This is a genomic window from Mesorhizobium sp. M1088, assembly GCF_040318575.1.
GTDB lineage: Bacteria > Pseudomonadota > Alphaproteobacteria > Rhizobiales > Rhizobiaceae > Mesorhizobium.
In genome coordinates this window covers 16,710-34,318 of sequence record NZ_JAMYMO010000048.1, presented here as the reverse complement: position 1 = coordinate 34,318, position 17,609 = coordinate 16,710, and the positions used below count along the sequence as shown (strand labels likewise).

Below are 17,609 nucleotides of genomic sequence, written 5' to 3'. Positions count from 1 at the left end.
ACATCGCGATCAGCATTGCTCCGGTCACGAGTTTTGCATGCATGGGATTTCTCCTTGTGATCTGCCCCCCAATTTGTCATGCGGCTGCTGGCTTCGTGGCGGGTGGCCAGCTATGCGTTTCCGCCTTGCGGCCCGAAGCCCACGCGTAGAGCGCGTCATAGATGACGAAGCCGTGCTTCAGCACCTCGTGGTCGTCGGGCGTCAGGTCCCGCAGACCCATGGAGATCGCTAGCAACCCTGCCGACTGTGGCGTGAGATCGTGCCGGTCCGTGTCGGCGCCGCGTACGATCGCGGCAATGGTTACGATCGCCGGGTCGCGCTCGAGCCCATTTTTGGAAACGAAGGTGTCGAAACTGCATCCGTCGCCGACATGAGTGAATTCGACGCCGGGCACGTCGTAAGGCGTGGCGCCCGTTTCTTGGGCAACGCGGATCACCTGATCGGGCGGCACGAAGAGGAACTCAGGTTCCTTGTCGATGAAGCGCGCAATCAGCCAGGGGCAGGCGATGCGGTCGATGACCGGACGTTCGCGGGTAACCCATTTCATGACACAATCCTTTCTTCGCTTATCACCAGAGGGACCCTTTCTTCGCTTATCACCAGAGGGACGGTTGGCGCGCCGATCGCATGCCAGGCGGCAATGCCGCCTGAAAGCGCACTGGCATTGACGCCGCGGCGACGCAGTTCGGCCACGGCGTCGCCGCTGACCTGGAAGCCGTAGACGCAATAGACGATGACCGGCCTGTCTGTCGGCAGTTCATCCGCCCAATCGGCGATCTTCTCGGGCGCGCGGGTCTTGGCCCCCGGCAGCATGTCGCTGCGCTTTGCCAGATCCTCGGCAAGGCAGACGTCGAGCACCACGAGACCTTCTCCTTGATGGAGACGCGCCCGCAGTTCCTCTGGCGCAATCGCTGGAACCGTGTCGTCCGATGCCGATCCTGTTGAAGGATCACGCTGCCCGACGGCCCGGCGGTGGCGGGCAGCCACCCGTTCCCAATGGATGTTCTTCATAAAGGCATCGACATAGGCGCCGGCCTTGGTGCCGAAATCCATGTGGTAGGCATGTTCGTACATGTCGAGCGCAAGGATCGGCATGCCGCCGGCAAGACAGTTGGTGTGGTCCGCCGCCCATTGGATCGTCAGTCGGTCGCGCCGCTCCGACCAGGTCAGCAGGGTCCATCCCGAGCCTCCTGCCTGCGCCTTGGCACAGGCCATGAACTTGGCGCGCCAGGAGGCCACGCTGCCAAAGTCTCGCTCCAGAGCCGCAGCGAGATCGCCTCCAGCATCGCCGCTGCCACCGAGTCCGTCGAAATAGATTTCGTGCAGGACCGCTGAATTGGCGGCGACCAGTTCTTCGCGTTTCAGACCGTTGATGTCGAAAACGGGTGCCGCGCTCCAGTCGAGCCCGTCGAGCCGCTGTTCGATGGCGTCGAGGCGACGAACGGCACGCCCATAGTTGTTTTCGTAGTGACTTGCCAACAGCCTCTCGGAGAGGCCGACGAGGCGAGGCGGCTCGAACGGCAACGGCATGATCCGGTGTGGCATCGGTTTCCCCTCGGCACGGCTATCCGTGAGGAGGGGAACGCTATGCCCGAATGAAAAATGATACAGGTGTTGCATTTAGCTTTGTCCATGATACGGTTCACTTATGAGTGAGGGGCAATCACAGGAGCAGCGCTGGCTGCTCCTGATCCATCAGCTGCCAAGCAAACCCGCCTACTTCCGGGTGAAGATCTGGCGACGCTTGCAAGGCATCGGTGCGGTCGCAGTCAAAAGCACCGTTTACGCTCTGCCGGCCAATGCCGAGATGCAGGAGGATTTCGAATGGCTCCTCAAGGAGATCGTCGCTGGCGGCGGCGAGGCGATGATGTGCGAGGCGCGCCTCGTAGATGGTTTGTCCGACACCCAGGTCCGTGCGCTCTTCGACGCAGCCCGTGACGCCGACTATGCGGAGATCGTCAAGGAAGCGCGCGATCTGGCCGCAGCGATCAAGGCCGATACGACATCGGAAAAACATGCGGAAGCGCGTCCGCAACTCGGCCGTTTGCGCAAGCGGCTCGCCGACGTCGTGACGATCGATTTTTTTGGCGCCAGCGGTCGCCTCACTGTCGAGGGACTGATCGCCGAGCTCGAGGCACAGCTTATAGAGGACTACGCCATGACCAAGGAACCGAAGAAGGCGGCCGAGCCGGGTGAGCTCAAGGGCCGGACCTGGGTCACGCGCCGGGACGTGCATGTCGACCGCATCGCCTGCAGCTGGCTGATCCGTCGCTTCATCGATGCCGATGCAACAATCCGCTTCGTCGCTGGCAAGGGATACGTGCCAAAGGAGGGCGAATTGCGCTTCGACATGTTCGAGGGCGAAATCACCCATGAGGGAGACCGCTGCAGCTTCGAGGTGCTGCTGGACCGCGCCGGCATTACGGATACGGCTTTGCAGGCCATCGCCGAAGTCGTCCACGATATTGATCTCAAGGACAGCAAGTTCGGCCGCGAGGAAGCCACGGGGATTGCCAGCCTGATCGCCGGGATCGCCATGGCGAATGCCGGTGACGAGCAACGGATCGCCGAGGGCGCTTCGGTGTTCGACAACCTCTACCGATATTTCCGTTCGAAGCGCGGCTGATCCGAGGAACTAACCATGGCCAATGCAGAGAGCACCGTGACAGCACCGAACCGACCAGACGAAACGCCCGGTCATGGCATTTCGTTCGCTGAGGCCACGCGGGTGTGGGCGCGTGTGGCCGCGCTCAGCTTCGGCGGCCCGGCGGGTCAGATCGCCATGATGCACCGCATCATCGTCGAGGAAAAGCGCTGGATCGGCGAGACCAGGTTCCTGCATGCGCTCAATTACTGCACGCTGCTGCCCGGGCCGGAGGCACAACAGCTTGCCATCTACATCGGCTGGCTCATGCACAAGACCAGAGGCGGCCTCGTCGCCGGTATCCTGTTCGTGCTGCCGGGCGCGGTCGCCATCATGGCGCTCAGCTGGATTTACGCAATCTTCGGCAACGTCGGAGCAGTTCAGGCCCTCTTCTTCGGCTTGAAGGCGGCGGTCCTTGCCATCGTGCTCGAAGCGGTGTTGCGGATCGGCAGACGGGCGCTCAAGAACAATGTCATGATCGGGCTTGCGGCGGCGGCCTTCATCGCTCTGTTCTTCTTCCACGCGCCATTCCCGCTGGTCATCCTGGCTGCGGGTGTGATCGGTTACGTGGGGGGACGGGCAGGGTGTACTGCATTCCAGTCGGGCAACGGACATGGCAAGGTCGGCGGCAAGCAGGTTGCCGACGCTGATACGGCGCTTGGCGAAGGGGTGCCTGCGCATACCCGGCCATCCGTCAGCTGGTCGCTGAAGATCGCAACGGTGTGTCTGCTGCTGTGGCTCGTGCCGGTCCTGGCACTTCTGGTGTTTCTTGGGCAAGGCAATGTCTTCACCGACATCGCGATCTTCTTCTCCAAGATGGCGATGGTCACTTTCGGCGGCGCCTATGCGGTGCTCGCCTACGTCGCTCAGCAAGGCGTCGAGCACTACGCTTGGCTCAAGCCAGGAGAAATGTTGGACGGCCTCGGCATGGCCGAGACCACGCCCGGTCCGCTCATCATGGTCACCCAGTTCGTCGGTTTCATGGGCGCGTACCGGGCGCCAGGAATGCTGAGCCCGCTGGTCGCCGGAACACTCGGCGGTCTGCTGACGACGTGGGTAACCTTCGTTCCGTGCTTCCTGTGGATATTCCTCGGCGCGCCGTTCATGGAGACGATGCGCAGCAACAAGGCCCTATCGGCAGCCTTATCTGCCATCACGGCGGCGGTGGTCGGTGTGATCCTGAACCTGGCGGTATGGTTCGCGCTTCATGTGCTGTTCCGCGAACTGCGTGAGGTCAGCTGGCTGGGCACGACGGTGGATGTTCCCGTGTTCAACTCCATCAACCTGCCGTCTCTGGTGCTGACGCTCGGGGCGCTGCTCGCGGTATTCCGTTTCAAGATCGGCATGATCCCCGTGCTCGCGACATGCTCCGTCCTGGGCGTGCTTTATGGCGTTGCCACGGGATCGATTTAAGCAGTGCCATAGGCGCAACCACTTTGCGGCAGGAGGCATACCTGGCAGCCCAGACGCCGACGAATGCTTCGCGCGAACCTTTAGCCAAACAGAGGTTTTCGCTGCTGCCTGCCGGTGCCAGGCCGGCAGCTGCCCTTCTGTTGACGTCCAGGGGATTGAGGGCATTCGGCGACGGGCTCGTCAGTCTTCTGCTTCCCGCCTATTTGGCCACACTTGGTTTCAGCCCTTTCAAGATCGGGGTTCTCACGACAGCGACGCTCGCGGGTTCGGCGGCGCTCACCTTGACCGTCGGGTTTGTCGCACACCATTTCTCCCGCCGCTCCCTGCTGATCGCAGCTGCCGTCCTGATGGTCGTCACGGGGAGCGCCTTCGCGTTGGTCCAGGACTTCTGGCCGCTGCTCCTTGTCGCATTCGTGGGAACGTTGAACCCATCCTCGGGCGACGTCAGTGTGTTTCTGCCGCTGGAGCATGCGCAACTCGCCCACAGTGTCACTGACCGCGACCGCACCGCGCTCTTTGCACGCTACAGCCTTATCGGCTCAGTAGTAGGGGCGGTCGGTGCTCTGGCGGCTGGCGTCCCCGACCTACTCCGCCAGATTGTCGGATTGGACATCAAGCAAGGTCTCCAGATCGCCTTCCTGCTTTATGCCTTTCTGGGGGTAGGAGCGCTGCTCCTCTATCGGAAACTGCCGGATGAGCCGCTCGATGCGAGTGCGGTACAGGCGGAACCACTACGCAAATCTCGAACCATCGTCCTCACGCTCGCTGCACTTTTCAGCCTTGACGCTTTTGCGGGCGGTTTCGTGGTTCAGTCATTGTTGGCGCTTTGGCTTTTCCAACGGTTCGGCCTATCGCTCGCCGCGACGGGCGCAATCTTCTTTTTGACGGGTATCCTTTCGGCTGGGTCGTATTTGGTGGCCGTGCAAATCTCTAAACGGATCGGGCTGGTGAACACGATGGTGTTCACACACCTGCCGTCCAGTCTTTGCCTTTTGCTCATCCCCTTCATGCCGAGTCTCGGTCCCGTTATCGTATTTCTGCTGATCAGGAGCGCCTTGTCGCAGATGGACGTACCGACCCGCACTTCTTACGTGATGGCGGTGGTGACGCCCGGCGAGCGGGCGGCCGCGGCAAGCGTCACCGCCGTCCCGCGCAGCCTCGCGGCAGCCGCCAGCCCGATGCTTGCCGGCTCGCTGCTCGCAATGTCCGGTTTCGGTTGGCCGTTGCTCATCGCCGGCGCCTTGAAGATTGTCTACGACATCCTTCTGCTTGCGATGTTTCGCAAGGTTCGCCCGCCAGAGGAACGACGAGATAGGCCGTAGCAGTCCGCAGAATGCCCGAGCCAACATGAGCAGCGCGCCCCACTCAATCTGCAGGTCGAGGCCTTGGCGTCCGCTTGACCAGCGTGCCAATGGGTCCATCTTGTTCGTATCGGTGCTCGCTCTTTCAGCGCGAGGTGTAACGGATATGTCGAAAGCTCTCTTCGCTTTTGCGTTCGCAGGCGTCTGCTTGATATCGGCGCCGGTGTATGCCGACACTGTCGATCTCGGGCTAGAAGCTTTTCACCAGACCTGTCTTGCCCATGGCCCCGACTTCGAGCGAACCGCCGCTGTGGCGAAGACGCGTGGATGGACACCGCTATCCAGTGACGCAGCGCTTGCTCCAGTCGATGACGTGGAGGCCTTTCAGGGTTGGGCTGTGACTGGCAACGATCTACCTGCCGGAACCATAATCGCGGTGACAAAAGCCACCTTGAACGGCAAGGCCGTGCAGACCTGTTCCATCAGACTGTTCGACGTCGACCGCGCGACATTCGAGCAGCGCTTCTTCGCCCGGACAGACGCCGAAAAGATCGGCGAGGACCGGAATGGAGCTCAGGTCTTCAAACTTTACATATTGATTGCAGGCAATCGAAAACAGCTCGTCCATTTGACATCTCCGGTCGACACGGAGCGAGTGAATTCGATCATTGTAAGCTCGATAGCTGACGACTAATCAGGCGCCCATGCCTTTTCCCGCCATCCTCTGGAACAGGTCGTCTGCCTGTGCCGGTGAAAGGTTCATGTCGGTGGCGACCCACCAGGCGAGGATCGCAAGAAATGCGCCGGCGATGAACTGAATGGCGAATTCGGCAGGCATGCCGCGATCGCCGATCCGTTTCTCGACGAGTTCTTCCCGGATGGCTCGCCGGATACGCTCCCTCAACTCGTCGTGGATCGTATCGCCGCTGCTTGCAAGCAATGCGTGGTGAAGCGGTCGGAATGCATGTGCGTGCTCGAACATGGGCAGGCTGAACTCGAACAGGCGGCTACCTGTTTCTTGACTTGCAGCCTCGCGCCTGCGGCCGATCGACCGCAGATGTGCCTCGATGGTCGCGCTGCGCAGAGCATCCTTGTCGGCATAGTGGGTATAGAAGGTCGACCTGCCGACATTGGCCCGCTGGCAAATGTCGTCGACGGTGATGGCAGCATATCCACGCTCCGGGATCAGGGCGATGAGCGCGTCCTGCAGCAGGCCGCGCGTCCGCACGACGCGTCGATCGATCGTGTTCCGCTCGCCCGCGCGTTCGATTTTCATGACCATGGCCCTCTGCAGTGCCCGGTTTCGGACATTCGGCGGTCCGATGTCCGACAACAGCATTTCCAGACATTGTGTCCATTATGATACGCCAAGTCCAGGAGCTCAAATCGGGTATGGGCACGCCGCAATGAAGCAGAAGGTCGCCAGACATGCACCCATCTGATCATCACGCCGGTAACGGACCGCATTCGCGCAAGAGGGTGATAGCGTTGGCCCTGCTTGCCAAGCTGTCGCTGGTCGCCGGCTTCCTCGTCCTCGCCAAATTGGGCATGAGCTATATTCAGGCCGGCGCCTGGACGGCGGCATTCCACGGCCTCGTCCTTGCGGTGATCGCCGGATTGGCGCTGTGGGGCAGCCTGCGTCACAGGGGGCTCGTCGGCAACGCTGCGCAGAGCGCGAGCGACAGGGGCATCGGCATCGTCCTGCATCGGGCGGCGGCCTATGACTTGCTTGCGCGCGTTCTGACCTTTGGGCGCGAGGGCCGCTTTCGCGAGCTCATGCTTCGCCCGGCAAAGCTCCAGCCGGGCGAAGCGATGCTCGATGTCGCCTGCGGCACGGGCACCCTTGCCATTGCCGCGAAGCGGCTGGTCGGTTCGGGCGGAAGCGTCACCGGCCTCGACGCATCGGCCGAAATGATCGAGAGGGCGCGCGCCAAGGCCGAGCGCTCCGGTCTCGATCTGACGTTCGTCAACGGGACGGCGCAGGAGCTTCCCTTCAAGGACGCGCAATTCGACATCGTCGTCGGCACGCTGATGCTGCATCACCTGTCGAAGCCCGTTCGATCGGCCTTCATCCGCGAGGCGGCACGCGTCCTGAAGCCAGCAGGCCGGCTGTTGCTCGTCGATTTCGGCAGGCCCGTGCGCAAGTCCAGATTGCCCCGGCTCCACAAGCATGGTCATGTCGATATGCATTCGGTCGCCTCGCTGTTGACCGAGAGCGGATTCCAGGTCAGCGACATCGGCGCCGTCGGGACCAAGAACCTGAACTATATTCGCGCGGCGACGAACAAGGACCAACCGGGCCACGTGTCGCCGTGATCATGCTCAGACGCTAGTTGCATAGCGACCCTGTTCTGAAGAATTGGCGTTTGAGTGTCCCATTTCGGCCTGCTTGCAATGGCAGGTGTCCTACCTGATGCGGAATCGACGAGCGAAAAATGCAACTGACGGGCATAGTATCAGGCGCGGCGCTGTTGCTCGCTTCCGCCGCGGCGGCGAACGCCCATCCGCATGTGTTTGCCGAAGCGAAGCTGGATTTGACCGTTGGTCCAGACCACACGGTCAAATCGCTTCGGCATCTCTGGCGTTTCGACGACCTCTTTTCCAGCACCGTGCTGATGGAATTCGACAAGAATTCCGGCCTCGTCCTTGATGCAAAGGAACTCGATGAAGGCGCTCTCACCGTCCATGCGTCGCTGGCCGAGTACAACTATTTTCAGATGGTGACCTTGAACAGCAAGGACGTGACTATGGCGCCACCGCCGAGTTTCAGCGTCAGCTATGAAAAAGATCAACTCGTCGTCCACTTCGAGACGCAGCCGAAGGACCCTTTGGCCCTAGCTGGAAGAGTCAGCATCGGCGTCTACGATCCGACCTTCTACACGGCGATCGATTTTACCGACGACGACAAGATTGCTGTGGCTGGCCTGCCTGAAGGCTGCTCACGCGCGGTCGTGCGTCCAGAGATCCGGACACGGCCCTCGCGCAGAACCAGAAGAGCCTGACAGACGCGTTCCTTAGCGACCCGACGGGGACCAATCTCGGCAAGATTTTCGCGACACGCCTCGAACTGACCTGCGGCTGAAGCGGAGCCGGTTCGATGGCCATTTTCCAGACGTTGGTCGAGTTCCAACGCACGATCTACCTGGCGCTGGCCGAGCAAATCAAACTGCTTTCGGCCGGCGGCGATTGGCTGGCGTTCATGGCCTTCCTGCCGATGGGCGTTCTGTTCGGCGCGGCACATGCGCTGACACCGGGCCATAGCAAGGCGGTCCTGGCCACGTATCTAGCGGGTTCGGACGCAAAAGTTTCTCGAGGCCTCCTCGTATCGACAACCCTATCGATCACCCATGTGACAACAGCGGTTCTGATTGCGGTCCTTTCGCTGCCGCTTGTCTCAATCGCGCTGGGGAGTGTTGGCCGCGCTCCTCTGCTGGAAGACATCAGCCGCGGACTGCTTGGGTTGATCGGCCTATGGATGCTGTGGCGGGCACTCAGCCATGGGCATCATCACAAGCACGAAGGCGAAGCCGTCGGAGTCATGGCTGGACTGATTCCTTGTCCGCTCACGCTGTTCGTCATGACGTTTGCGATCGCGCGCGGCGTGCCGGCGGCCGGCATCCTGTTCGCTGGCACGATGATGATTGGCGTGGCGATCACGCTGTCAGCGGTCGCAATTCTCTCGATCCTACTGCGCGAACGCCTGATCTGGTTTGTCGAAGGCAGGTCGCGTCTGTTCGAAGCGATCACGCGCTCTATCGAGGGCTTGGCTGCCGCTGCCCTGATCGCCCTCGCGATCCATGAAATCTTGCTTCGCTGATTTGACGAAGACACGACTGTCGGTGCAGGAGCGCTGCACCCTGTCGAACTCCGCTGTAGCGATTTCTGTCCTCCGTGGGTGACGCAGAGTATCAACGCTGTGCTGGGATGCGCGGCGCCGCGGGGAGGAGGTCGTCACCCGCCGGCAACTGGCTGCTCAGGCGTCGAGGTCGTCGACCGCGAACCGGACATATTTGCCGAACTTATGGAAGGACGGCCACCGCTCAGCGATCGTTAGCATTCCAGAGTGTGGGCCTCCAAACGAGATAGCGAGCCGCCGCTTCGGCATCGACGAACCGGATCGACTCTGCGTCATCCACGAATTGCGCGCGACAGAGGTGTCCGGCGCCGGCCAGCGTTGCTGCGTTGGCTTATTCGAAACCGGAGGAATCCTGCTCACCGTCTGCGCGCCTGGTTCCAGGAGGCACTGCCCGGTTCTAGCCGTTACGATGGCGGAACGGCCTGTAAATTTCCGAGCTTGGTGCGTGAGGAGTATTTGCCGTCGACAAGACCGAGCGGCTTCTGATCTGCCGCCTGCGTCAGCGCGTCAGCGGGCTTGGGGGCGATGGTGGGGGGCGCGATGATTGGCTCGGGAATGAGCGTTGGGGCTGGGACTGCTGGCGCGCCACCGATCAGGGTCAGACGCCTCTGCGCCACGGCGTCGGCGGCGGCCCTTATTGGGTCATCGTCGGTGTGGACATAGCGCATGAACATGGTGACAGTCTTATGCGCGGTGAGCGCCATGCCGACCTTCACCGGCACGCCGGAGTTGGCGGCGCATCGAATGGCCCGATAGCAAGACCGGCGTTATGTCCAAGCCGATGAGCGCGGAGGCGGCCCGGCTGTTCGGGACGGCCCCGCGCCTCGAGGCCTCGCCCTTCGTCTGCCCATCAATCTTCGATCCAAACCTCCCGATGTCGAAGCACACCTACTATCACGGCTGGAAGCGCATCCTTGAGCGGGCCGGCCTGCCGCACATCGGCACGCACGGCATCCGACACCGCTCGGCAACCGACATCGGTTGTCTAGATCGACCCAAGCCCATTCGAGCTGCCGGATCTCCGACATGCGCGCGGCGAACTCGAATTGGAGCCGGACTGCGAGGAGGATGAAGGGATGCTCCAGGCCCTCCGTTTCGGCCCTGTCGAGGTAGGCGTAGAGGAGCTTCAATTCCGTATCGGTGATCAGCCTTGTCTTTCCCCGTTCCGGGAACTTGGCAACATATCGGCATCGGTTCGACCCGTCGGGCCGCATTCCCCAGACCTCGGCCATCTTTCGGACGACCGCGAGGACGCGGTTCGCATTTGTCGGGGTCCTCGACATTTTTTTCATGAGGGTCGCGATGTCGGCCCGCGTAACGTCGGGCACCTTCATCTGGCCGAGGTATGGGACGATGTAGAGCTTCCCGTACCCCCGGTTGGATGTGACGGTCGAGGACTTGTTTCGGCTTTCGGAATAGTCGTCGATAAAGCGACCGAAGAGTTCCTTGACCGTCGGTGCCTTTCGCGCGGCGGAGCGTTCGGTGCTAGGGCCCTTGCCCTTGCGGACGTCGGCGAGCCAGTTCTGGGCAATCGTTCGAGCCTGCTCCAGAGTGATTTCGCCGAAGCGGCCGATGGCGGGTTTCCGCCGCTGGCCGTTGGCGGCGGCGTAGCCCACCATGAATATCTTGCGCCCGGTCGGCGTGACCTTCAGCAAGAACCCCGGTATGATGGTGTCGCGAAGTTCGTAGGGTTCCTGATCGGCCGTTGCAGCATCGACGATCGTCTTGGTGAGTTAGCTACAATCGGGTTATCGTACAATTGGATACCGCCGGATAAAGTTACGATAGGCCATATCCGGTCGCTCAAAACCGCGGTCAACAAGGGTCAGAACAAGAGCTGCTCAAAATCGACGCGATGGAAGGCTCCCGCTCCGCGGGGGTTGGCATCGTTAGGATGGACAAACCGGGAGCGTAAGACTCCTGCGGCGCATTTGATTCGTGATCGTCGCGCAGCCGTACCAGCAGTGCTGCCCGCAGGCCCGCTGCATCTCTTCCGGCGATCCGATCGCCTGTCGCGAGCGACTCAGGTGCTCTTCAGGGTCCCGTTCATCCCTTCCGGATAGAAGCCGCCCTTGCTTACGCCGTCCTTGTCGGTGAGATAGACGATCCGCAGCACTTCCTGCGGCGTCCTGGTGAACGCGATCGCGTCGGGCGTCGAAGGAACGAAATTGGCCTTGCCATTCACCTGGATGCCCTGGTCCTTGTCTTCCGGCCCGTCGATCTTGTCTCGTGCGTCCGAGACGGCATTGGCGGCCTTCCAGGCTTTCTCTCCCTTCCGGTACAGTGTGGAACGCGCCATTCCCATGTGGTAGGCCTCGACCGCCAATATGCCGGCGGCGGCGGCGAGAAACTCCTTGTTCTTCAGAACCGTCGCGGCACCGGCATAGGCGGTGACGCCGACATCCTCGAACAGCATGCCGCCGAGAACGAAGTTCGTTTCGTTGCCGAAGGGATCGAAGTCCCGCCCGAGGCCCGCTGCCTCCGCAACCGCCTTGAACCCCGCATCGAAATCGATGGCCGGCCTGTCGACTGCGTTCTTTGCAAGCGTCTTGCGATAGAACCGTACATGCGCGAGTTCGTTTTCAGCAACCTCCTGCATGAATTCGCCGATGGCGGGTGTCTCGAAGGACACTTTCTTTCCGCCGACGACATCGCCGGGTTTGGAACCGGCATCGGCAGCGTCGATGCCTTTTCCGGTGGTGCCGCGAAGATAATATTCGGCCTCCATGTATTCCAGGTTGAGCGCAAAGCGGAAGATGTCTTCGTCCTGCACTTCCTCCTTGGCATAGGCGCGAGAAACCGGCGCCAGGCCCGTTGTGGCGGCGAGGCTGGCTCCCAGCCCAAATTGCAATGCGCGGCGACGGGAAAGGTGGAGTGAAGGGATGGCACGTATCATGGCTTCCTCCCAAAAGCCCGCCGGCATCATCTGTTGGCGTCCGATCGCGGGCCACGCGCCCAACTCCGCCATAGGCGAAATGTTCCTTTGAAGGTCGGACTTTGCAGGGGTCGTGCTCCGGATCAATGGCTTTTTGGGCGCGTAACGTCGGAGTTGGCATCGACTATTTGTGACCAAGCCTCGACTCTAGACATGGAGGTGACACATTATGAGCCGGATAGCGCCCGCGTCAGCACGGTCGACCAAGAACTCGAAACGCAAGTCGGCAAGCTAAGGGCCGGAGGGAAACGAGCGGGCCGTGATAACCCAGGACAGCAAGGATGACTGGAGGAGCTTCAGGCCGGAAAGGAAAATTCCTGTCGACTTGTGAGACGAGTGGGCCATCCGAGAGAAGTTGGTATTCTGGTCGATCCATCCGGGCCTTGCGATTTCTCGCTTTTGCTGCGTCTATTTATCAACCGGTCTGGCCTCTTCGTCGATCAAACACGCTGGGAAGTCACAAGGAGTATATGCACATGGCAACTGGAACCGTGAAGTGGTTCAACAGCACTAAAGGGTTTGGGTTTATCCAACCCGACGATGGCGGTCAGGACGTTTTTGTTCACATCTCCGCCGTCGAGCGCGCTGGTTTGTCGAACCTCGTTGAGGGCCAAAAGATCAACTACGACATCGAGCAGGACCGGCGTACCGGCAAGTCTTCTGCTGGCAATCTCCGCAAAGCAGGTTGATTTCTCTAGCGCGCCGTGGCGAAAGCCGCAGGAGCGCGGCAAGTCACGAATGTACTGACCCCGCCGTGTAAAAAGCGCGCGAGCTTGGTGTGATGGAGAGACCTGGGCCGGGGCCATTGCGCGCAGCGAATCAGACTTAGGTCCCTACGCAAGGCCAGCCTTAAGGCTCCGTTTGGAACGTCTAGAGAAGCTGCAGGTTTGGGGCGGTTTGGCGCTATGTTTTGCGCCCACGAGCCCACAAGGAGATAGCTATGAGAATGCATCTTTCCACCGCAGCGGCAGGATTTCTGCTGCTGGCCGGTGTCGGTGCCGCCGCCGCCCAGGACGTGGTCATTGACCCGCAGCAGGAAACCGTCATCAAGGAATATGTGAAAAAACAGCCACTCGCTTCGGTGAAAGTCCCTGGGGTAGAGTTGAATGTCGGCTCGACGCTCCCGGACAGCGTCGAGCTTCATGAAGTCCCCAACGTCAAATATCGCTATGTCGTCGTCGACAACCGGACTGTCGTCGTTGACCCGGGCACACGTAAAATCGTGAAAGTCATCCAGTAACCTGAACGTCTGAGAAGACCGCCCGCCGTGCCGAAGGGTGCGGCGGGAAGCCAAGCATGAGCTCTCCAGAATGCGAGGCGCTGCAATGTCCCTCTCTCCCAGTCTATCCTCCGTCGGTCTGACTTTCCAATGCCCGCATTGCAACTTCGCCGTCGTCAGGAACGGCAGCTGGTTTCAGGTCGTTTCCCATTACAAGTGCGAGGAATGCGGACGCGAGGTCCGGATTACGTATCCCGATAAGATTGGCATCTTCCAGAAGCACGCGCACTTGGCCATTCCCCCGCCGGGAGCGAGGTAGATTTGCAGGCCCGAAAGTGAGTTCGAACTGCTGGGCGTCGAGTCCGAGCGGGCAAGGCGGCATTCGCCTGAAATCGGCACGCGGAGGACTAAGGGTCGGGTGGGGATCGCTGCTTGGAATCGTGAACTGCGGGCTCCAAGGAGTGGCGAACGTCAGTTGAGTGCTGCCCATCCAGTCAACACGATGAGGGCCAACGTGAGCAGCGCGCCAGAGACGTACAAGATTGTCCTGACACTATCCCCCTTGGCGGCGTTTCCACCACGCAGGTAGATTCCCAGGTGGAGGAGGCGTATCGCCAGGTGGGTCTAGACCAATGTCGTCAAAGTGGCCGCTCCAACACCAACCGTCATCGCTGGCACTGCGGGCACGATAAAGGGCGGCAGTGCCTCGACCGAATTCATGTGAACGCGGTCGATCCTATAGAGCCGGTTGTCGTCGTCTGCCGGGACTACCGGTCGTGCCAGCGCTCCTGCAAACCTCTGGACGAACCCGAGTAGACTGCCAACACTACCGATAGCAAGCAGCGCGCGAGCACGCCGAGAAGACTTAACCAATAGACTTCCATGTTGTCTCCACTCCCTGGAATCGCAGTGGACCAGACGGTGCTTGCGAGTGATGCTCGCAAGGGCGCGGACGGGTCAGGCCGCCGCACCGGGGAAAAGGCCCTGGAACCGCCGCAGGTACAGCGGCCAGCCTTGATCGCTATCAACCCCCACGCGCACGCCCTCCCAGCCTTCGCCATGGCGTTCGAGATTCCGGTGCTCGATCTCGACCCGGGTTCGGTTCTCCGTCTCAGGCGTGAACCGGACTTCCCATTCGCTGGTTTTGTTCAGGTCGCTCTCAATCTGCCACCGAGGACTGATGTCCCAGCTCAGAACGAGCCGGCCGGGGGGATCGTAAGCCAACACACGAGCCCAGTGGCACTCGCTGCCGTCCACGCCGCGATCGTAAACGTGGCCCCCGACCCTGGGTTCGAAGATGGTCTCTGCGATCGGCACGGCAAGAAGATTGTGCTCGCGAGGTTTGAATTTCCCGAAATCCTCGGTGAAGACCTTGAAGGCACGCGCGATAGGTGCCTCGACAACGACGAAATGCCTTACGGGCGCGGTTGCAGGAAGCTTGCTCATGGCTGGTCCTTCTTTGGGTGCTCGACGGCCAGTTTGTAGCTCGCCAGGCTCTTGCTCCAGAACTGATCGATTTCCGCGCGCAGACTTGCCAGGCCGTCCGGATCGATACGGTATATTCGTTCCTTGCCTGAGCGCGTGTCGGCCACAAGCCCGGCATCCTTGAGTACTTTCAAGTGCTGAGAGACCGCCGGCCTGGTTACAGGCAGCACACGAGCAAGTCCGCTGACCGAACAAGGCTGTTCGACCAACAATTCGAATATCGTGCGCCTCGTCGAGTCTCCGAGCGCTGTCCAGTGTTTCGCGTTAGTGGCCACTAACGCGAACTTAAATCGATGGGCCGGCACTGTCAACCTGGAGTGCTCGATGGTACGGAACTCAGGCCGTTGGCCCGCCGGAAAGCGGTGCTGGATTTCCACATTCGGAAAGAAAGAAGACTACTCCGTGGCGATCTCATCCGGCCACATCTGGGCGCCATGCAGGACGCGAAGGATGCGAACCGTGTCGGTCGTCACAACATAGGCGGCGATATAAGGCGTGCGCGGGATGACGAGCTCTCACGTGCCCGCGATCCGGCCGGGTCGCCCGCTTTCGGGAAAGTCGATGAGACGGCGCGCCGCAAACACGATCTGCTGGTCGACGTCAACTGCCGCGCTCGGATTTCCGCTTCGATATGTGTGAAGATGTCATCGCGATCGGAGAGCGCAAACCGCGCCCAGACGAGCCTCACCGCTCGCCCGCCACGGCCCTGCGAAGCGCTGCCGCCCGCCGTTCAGCAAAATGGGCCTCGGCGTCCGCGTCCTCAACGTCGGGCCGGGTGTCCTCGAGCGCCTGCAGAACCTTGGCGCGGAACCAGGCATCATGGGCGTCGCTGTTGCTGACGAGTTCGAGCGGCAAGGCGCCCTCGTTCGCCGTCCGGGTCAAGAGGATACGGACGGCATCCGAAACCGTGAGTCCCATGCTTTCCAAAACCACCGTGGCGCGTTCCTTCACTTCCGCGTCAATTCGGGTCTGGACCAGTGCGTTCGATGCCATGGCCGGGTCTCCTTTCACTGACGAAGAACGTAATACATCTGCATGACAGTTTCCAGACCCGAGTCATGCAATCCTGGCGGCCACGCGCTGCTCCACCAGTAGCCAGCGATAGACATCAAGGGCGGGCCGCGATGGGCGAACCAGTCTCCAGAGCTCCTCTCGGCAAAGTCGCGTCCCCAAGTTGGTGACGCGCCGATCGCCCAAAAGCTCCGCAAGCTCGCGAAGCTGATCCCGATGCCGGCGCCGAGACTTGCATGAGGGCCAAGGCCTTCGCTCGTTCGCGATCGAGAACGCTCAGGCCTCGTAGCGATCAGCCGAATTCTCCAACGATATCGGTCACGATCACCTCATTTCTCGATAAACTGTGAGCGACCATCCCTGTCCGAAAGGGGATCGCTCTACGTTCACCCGGATTATCGAGGCGCGGCGAAAAGAGAACCCTATGCCTCCACCGTCGCTCAAATATCAGCCAATGCCCGATCTGATTGTCGCTCGAAACGATCCCGCACTGTCCGCGAAGGTGATGCGCGAGGTCGATATGGTCTACGAGGATGGCCCTTCCGACATCGATGATCGCCCGCCGCATGTGCGGGCTGCATCAGGGCTCGTGCGCTTTCAGGACTATCTTGCCGTCATCCAGGACGACGCGAACTGGCTGGCGCTCATAGACGACGACGATCGCGTTCATGCCTGCCGCTGCCCCCCCGGGGCCGCGGAGCGGCGCACGTGTCTTCGTCGTCTCGGGGAAACAAGCACGAAAAGTTCGACCTCGAAATCAAAGGCGGGACCTTCGACGAACCGAAGGCGGTCTGAAGCGCCGGCCGCCGCGGCAAGCTCGCGGGCGGCTGCGATGAAATGGGCGTTGATGTCCATTCGACGGCCTCAATCTGGTATTGCTTGGCCCACTTCCGCAGCAGCCAGGCCTTGCCGCATCCGACATCCAGGACACGCATCCCGTCTCTGATCCCGCAATACTCGCCAAGAAGGGCGAACTGCTCGGGCGAGATCGGATTTTCAACCTCGGCGGCTCCGGCGCGGATGGCCCAGAATTCGGTTGCGTCCATGGAAGCGACCTCCGATGGCTGCGTTGTCGTTCTTCGCTATCGCTGCGAGGCAATCACCTCGCGCAAGATTGAGTTTAGATGCTCGGGTCGCTCCAGTGGAACGTAGTGGCCGCATTCTGGGACGATTTGAAGGCGCCCCTGTGGCGCTGCATCGGCCTGTGCAGCGCTGACTTTCAGGCCTGGAGCGCTGTCATACGCGCCCGTTACGACGATGACGGGACGAGGAAATGCTAAGAGGAACTGGTCATGGCTCAATCTGGTGTGGAAGGCTGTTACACCGCGTGTAACGTCCAGCGTGACTGGCGAAGGGCTATACGCTTGGCATAGCCGATTACTTGGCTGGTGGCGGAACTTGAAAACAGTGAATTCCAGAAGACTTCCCAGGCCTCCTCAAGTCCCTTTTCCTGAAGCGCTTCTAGCGCGGAGGCGTGCAACGCGGGGTCGGGCCGATGCCTGGCCTTAGTCCGGATGAGGACCAAGGCCGCGACCCGGTCGGGCGCGGCAACAGCCAGCTCGAGCGCGCAGGACCCTCCAACCGAACAGCCGACGACAATCAGGCGGTCACCTTTCACCAACTTTAGAACTTCGGCGGCCCATTCCTCGATACGGTCGCCCAAGGGGTACAGCGTCGGCGCATAGGTTGATCCCGGAAGAAGGTCTGTCTACCCGGCCCACATGGAGCCATCGAGCGGAAGCGCA

General features: G+C 61.1%; 19 protein-coding genes and 2 pseudogenes. 9 read left to right on the top strand and 12 right to left on the bottom strand.

The features are described 5' to 3' along the window. Window positions 1-76: 76 nt before the first annotated feature. Complete coding sequence (locus tag NKH49_RS30775; RefSeq protein ID WP_352686352.1) at window positions 77-547, bottom strand: chromate resistance protein ChrB domain-containing protein; 471 nt, start codon at window positions 545-547, stop codon at window positions 77-79. After that, entirely contained in the window at window positions 544-1,545 is a 1,002-nt protein-coding gene (locus tag NKH49_RS30770) for a Fe-Mn family superoxide dismutase (RefSeq protein ID WP_352929249.1), read from the bottom strand. The genes NKH49_RS30775 and NKH49_RS30770 overlap by 4 nt, the downstream gene beginning before the upstream one ends. Window positions 1,546-1,648: 103 nt before the next feature. On the opposite strand from NKH49_RS30770, the gene NKH49_RS30765 reads away from it, so the two are divergent. The 4 genes from NKH49_RS30765 to NKH49_RS30750 all read left to right on the top strand — a co-directional run bounded on the left by NKH49_RS30765 (window position 1,649) and on the right by NKH49_RS30750 (window position 6,052). Beyond that, window positions 1,649-2,626 (top strand): chromate resistance protein ChrB domain-containing protein, encoded by a 978-nt coding sequence (locus NKH49_RS30765; RefSeq protein ID WP_352503684.1) that lies wholly within the window; start codon window positions 1,649-1,651, stop codon window positions 2,624-2,626. A gap of 15 nt (window positions 2,627-2,641) precedes the next feature. Next, window positions 2,642-4,057 carry a chromate efflux transporter gene (gene chrA, locus NKH49_RS30760; RefSeq protein WP_352503685.1) on the top strand — a complete coding sequence of 472 codons (1,416 nt, stop codon included), beginning with the start codon at window positions 2,642-2,644 and terminating at the stop codon, window positions 4,055-4,057. Window positions 4,058-4,158: 101 nt separating this feature from the next. Beyond that, window positions 4,159-5,379, top strand: a complete 1,221-nt coding sequence (locus NKH49_RS30755) for an MFS transporter (protein WP_502907972.1) — start codon at window positions 4,159-4,161, stop codon at window positions 5,377-5,379. A gap of 145 nt (window positions 5,380-5,524) precedes the next feature. Continuing rightward, complete coding sequence (locus NKH49_RS30750) at window positions 5,525-6,052, top strand: hypothetical protein (protein WP_352503687.1); 528 nt, start codon at window positions 5,525-5,527, stop codon at window positions 6,050-6,052. Here NKH49_RS30750 and NKH49_RS30745 read toward each other — a convergent pair whose 3' ends face one another. Next, window positions 6,053-6,634 (bottom strand): TetR/AcrR family transcriptional regulator, encoded by a 582-nt coding sequence (locus tag NKH49_RS30745; protein ID WP_352503688.1) that lies wholly within the window; start codon window positions 6,632-6,634, stop codon window positions 6,053-6,055. A 212-nt stretch (window positions 6,635-6,846) separates the two neighbouring features. Here NKH49_RS30745 and NKH49_RS30740 point away from each other — a divergent pair, with 212 nt between their 5' ends. The 3 genes and pseudogenes from NKH49_RS30740 (at window position 6,847) to NKH49_RS30730 (ending at window position 9,175) form a co-directional block, all read left to right on the top strand. Continuing rightward, window positions 6,847-7,674, top strand: a complete 828-nt coding sequence (locus NKH49_RS30740; RefSeq protein WP_352503689.1) for a class I SAM-dependent methyltransferase — start codon at window positions 6,847-6,849, stop codon at window positions 7,672-7,674. Window positions 7,675-7,793: 119 nt separating this feature from the next. Then, window positions 7,794-8,440 (top strand): annotated as a pseudogene (locus tag NKH49_RS30735) (DUF1007 family protein). 21 nt (window positions 8,441-8,461) lie between these two features. Further along, on the top strand, window positions 8,462-9,175 hold the full coding sequence (locus NKH49_RS30730; protein ID WP_352503704.1) for a HoxN/HupN/NixA family nickel/cobalt transporter: 714 nt from the start codon (window positions 8,462-8,464) through the stop codon (window positions 9,173-9,175). Between the two features lie 443 nt (window positions 9,176-9,618). Here the strand turns inward: NKH49_RS30730 and NKH49_RS35020 are convergent, their stop codons facing one another. From NKH49_RS35020 to NKH49_RS30720, 3 genes are all read right to left on the bottom strand, one after another. Further along, entirely contained in the window at window positions 9,619-9,918 is a 300-nt protein-coding gene (locus NKH49_RS35020) for a hypothetical protein (RefSeq protein ID WP_502902756.1), read from the bottom strand. 63 nt (window positions 9,919-9,981) lie between these two features. Further along, window positions 9,982-10,935: a tyrosine-type recombinase/integrase gene (locus NKH49_RS30725; protein ID WP_502907970.1), complete on the bottom strand. Its 954-nt coding sequence runs from the start codon at window positions 10,933-10,935 to the stop codon at window positions 9,982-9,984. Window positions 10,936-11,237: 302 nt separating this feature from the next. Next, window positions 11,238-12,110, bottom strand: coding sequence for a ferritin-like domain-containing protein (locus NKH49_RS30720; RefSeq protein ID WP_352472952.1), 873 nt, complete (start codon window positions 12,108-12,110; stop codon window positions 11,238-11,240). Between the two features lie 515 nt (window positions 12,111-12,625). On the opposite strand from NKH49_RS30720, the gene NKH49_RS30715 reads away from it, so the two are divergent. Together NKH49_RS30715 and NKH49_RS30710 are read left to right on the top strand one after the other, a co-directional pair. Next, window positions 12,626-12,838, top strand: coding sequence for a cold-shock protein (locus NKH49_RS30715; protein WP_031194806.1), 213 nt, complete (start codon window positions 12,626-12,628; stop codon window positions 12,836-12,838). A gap of 251 nt (window positions 12,839-13,089) precedes the next feature. Continuing rightward, complete coding sequence (locus NKH49_RS30710) at window positions 13,090-13,389, top strand: DUF1236 domain-containing protein (protein WP_352503690.1); 300 nt, start codon at window positions 13,090-13,092, stop codon at window positions 13,387-13,389. A gap of 936 nt (window positions 13,390-14,325) precedes the next feature. Here the strand turns inward: NKH49_RS30710 and NKH49_RS30705 are convergent. From NKH49_RS30705 to NKH49_RS30680, 6 genes and pseudogenes are all read right to left on the bottom strand, one after another. Further along, window positions 14,326-14,814 carry an SRPBCC family protein gene (locus NKH49_RS30705; protein WP_352503691.1) on the bottom strand — a complete coding sequence of 163 codons (489 nt, stop codon included), beginning with the start codon at window positions 14,812-14,814 and terminating at the stop codon, window positions 14,326-14,328. Further along, window positions 14,811-15,128, bottom strand: coding sequence for an ArsR/SmtB family transcription factor (locus tag NKH49_RS30700; protein ID WP_352503705.1), 318 nt, complete (start codon window positions 15,126-15,128; stop codon window positions 14,811-14,813). Before NKH49_RS30700 ends, NKH49_RS30705 begins: the two co-directional genes overlap by 4 nt. A gap of 120 nt (window positions 15,129-15,248) precedes the next feature. Next, window positions 15,249-15,541, bottom strand: a pseudogene (locus tag NKH49_RS30695) (type II toxin-antitoxin system RelE/ParE family toxin). Then, complete coding sequence (locus tag NKH49_RS30690; RefSeq protein ID WP_352503692.1) at window positions 15,538-15,846, bottom strand: type II toxin-antitoxin system RelB/DinJ family antitoxin; 309 nt, start codon at window positions 15,844-15,846, stop codon at window positions 15,538-15,540. The pseudogene NKH49_RS30695 and the gene NKH49_RS30690 overlap by 4 nt, the downstream one beginning before the upstream one ends. A gap of 662 nt (window positions 15,847-16,508) precedes the next feature. After that, window positions 16,509-16,910 carry a class I SAM-dependent methyltransferase gene (locus tag NKH49_RS30685; RefSeq protein ID WP_352503693.1) on the bottom strand — a complete coding sequence of 134 codons (402 nt, stop codon included), beginning with the start codon at window positions 16,908-16,910 and terminating at the stop codon, window positions 16,509-16,511. Window positions 16,911-17,182: 272 nt separating this feature from the next. After that, window positions 17,183-17,527 carry an alpha/beta fold hydrolase gene (locus NKH49_RS30680; protein ID WP_352617564.1) on the bottom strand — a complete coding sequence of 115 codons (345 nt, stop codon included), beginning with the start codon at window positions 17,525-17,527 and terminating at the stop codon, window positions 17,183-17,185. Between the last annotated feature and the right edge of the window lie 82 nt (window positions 17,528-17,609).

What these genes read in the sequence shown, in the direction of transcription:
- NKH49_RS30710 (WP_352503690.1), top strand. Translation starts at nt 13,090, where the DNA reads ATGAGAATGCATCTTTCCACCGCAGCGGCAGGATTTCTGCTGCTGGCC.
- NKH49_RS30685 (WP_352503693.1), bottom strand. Translation starts at nt 16,910, where the DNA reads ATGGACGCAACCGAATTCTGGGCCATCCGCGCCGGAGCCGCCGAGGTT.
- NKH49_RS30705 (WP_352503691.1), bottom strand. Translation starts at nt 14,814, where the DNA reads ATGAGCAAGCTTCCTGCAACCGCGCCCGTAAGGCATTTCGTCGTTGTC.
- NKH49_RS35020 (WP_502902756.1), bottom strand. Translation starts at nt 9,918, where the DNA reads ATGGCGCTCACCGCGCATAAGACTGTCACCATGTTCATGCGCTATGTC.
- NKH49_RS30770 (WP_352929249.1), bottom strand. Translation starts at nt 1,545, where the DNA reads ATGCCACACCGGATCATGCCGTTGCCGTTCGAGCCGCCTCGCCTCGTC.
- NKH49_RS30775 (WP_352686352.1), bottom strand. Translation starts at nt 547, where the DNA reads ATGAAATGGGTTACCCGCGAACGTCCGGTCATCGACCGCATCGCCTGC.
- NKH49_RS30715 (WP_031194806.1), top strand. Translation starts at nt 12,626, where the DNA reads ATGGCAACTGGAACCGTGAAGTGGTTCAACAGCACTAAAGGGTTTGGG.
- NKH49_RS30765 (WP_352503684.1), top strand. Translation starts at nt 1,649, where the DNA reads ATGAGTGAGGGGCAATCACAGGAGCAGCGCTGGCTGCTCCTGATCCAT.
- NKH49_RS30745 (WP_352503688.1), bottom strand. Translation starts at nt 6,634, where the DNA reads ATGAAAATCGAACGCGCGGGCGAGCGGAACACGATCGATCGACGCGTC.
- NKH49_RS30690 (WP_352503692.1), bottom strand. Translation starts at nt 15,846, where the DNA reads ATGGCATCGAACGCACTGGTCCAGACCCGAATTGACGCGGAAGTGAAG.
- chrA (WP_352503685.1), top strand. Translation starts at nt 2,642, where the DNA reads ATGGCCAATGCAGAGAGCACCGTGACAGCACCGAACCGACCAGACGAA.
- NKH49_RS30720 (WP_352472952.1), bottom strand. Translation starts at nt 12,110, where the DNA reads ATGATACGTGCCATCCCTTCACTCCACCTTTCCCGTCGCCGCGCATTG.
- NKH49_RS30750 (WP_352503687.1), top strand. Translation starts at nt 5,525, where the DNA reads ATGTCGAAAGCTCTCTTCGCTTTTGCGTTCGCAGGCGTCTGCTTGATA.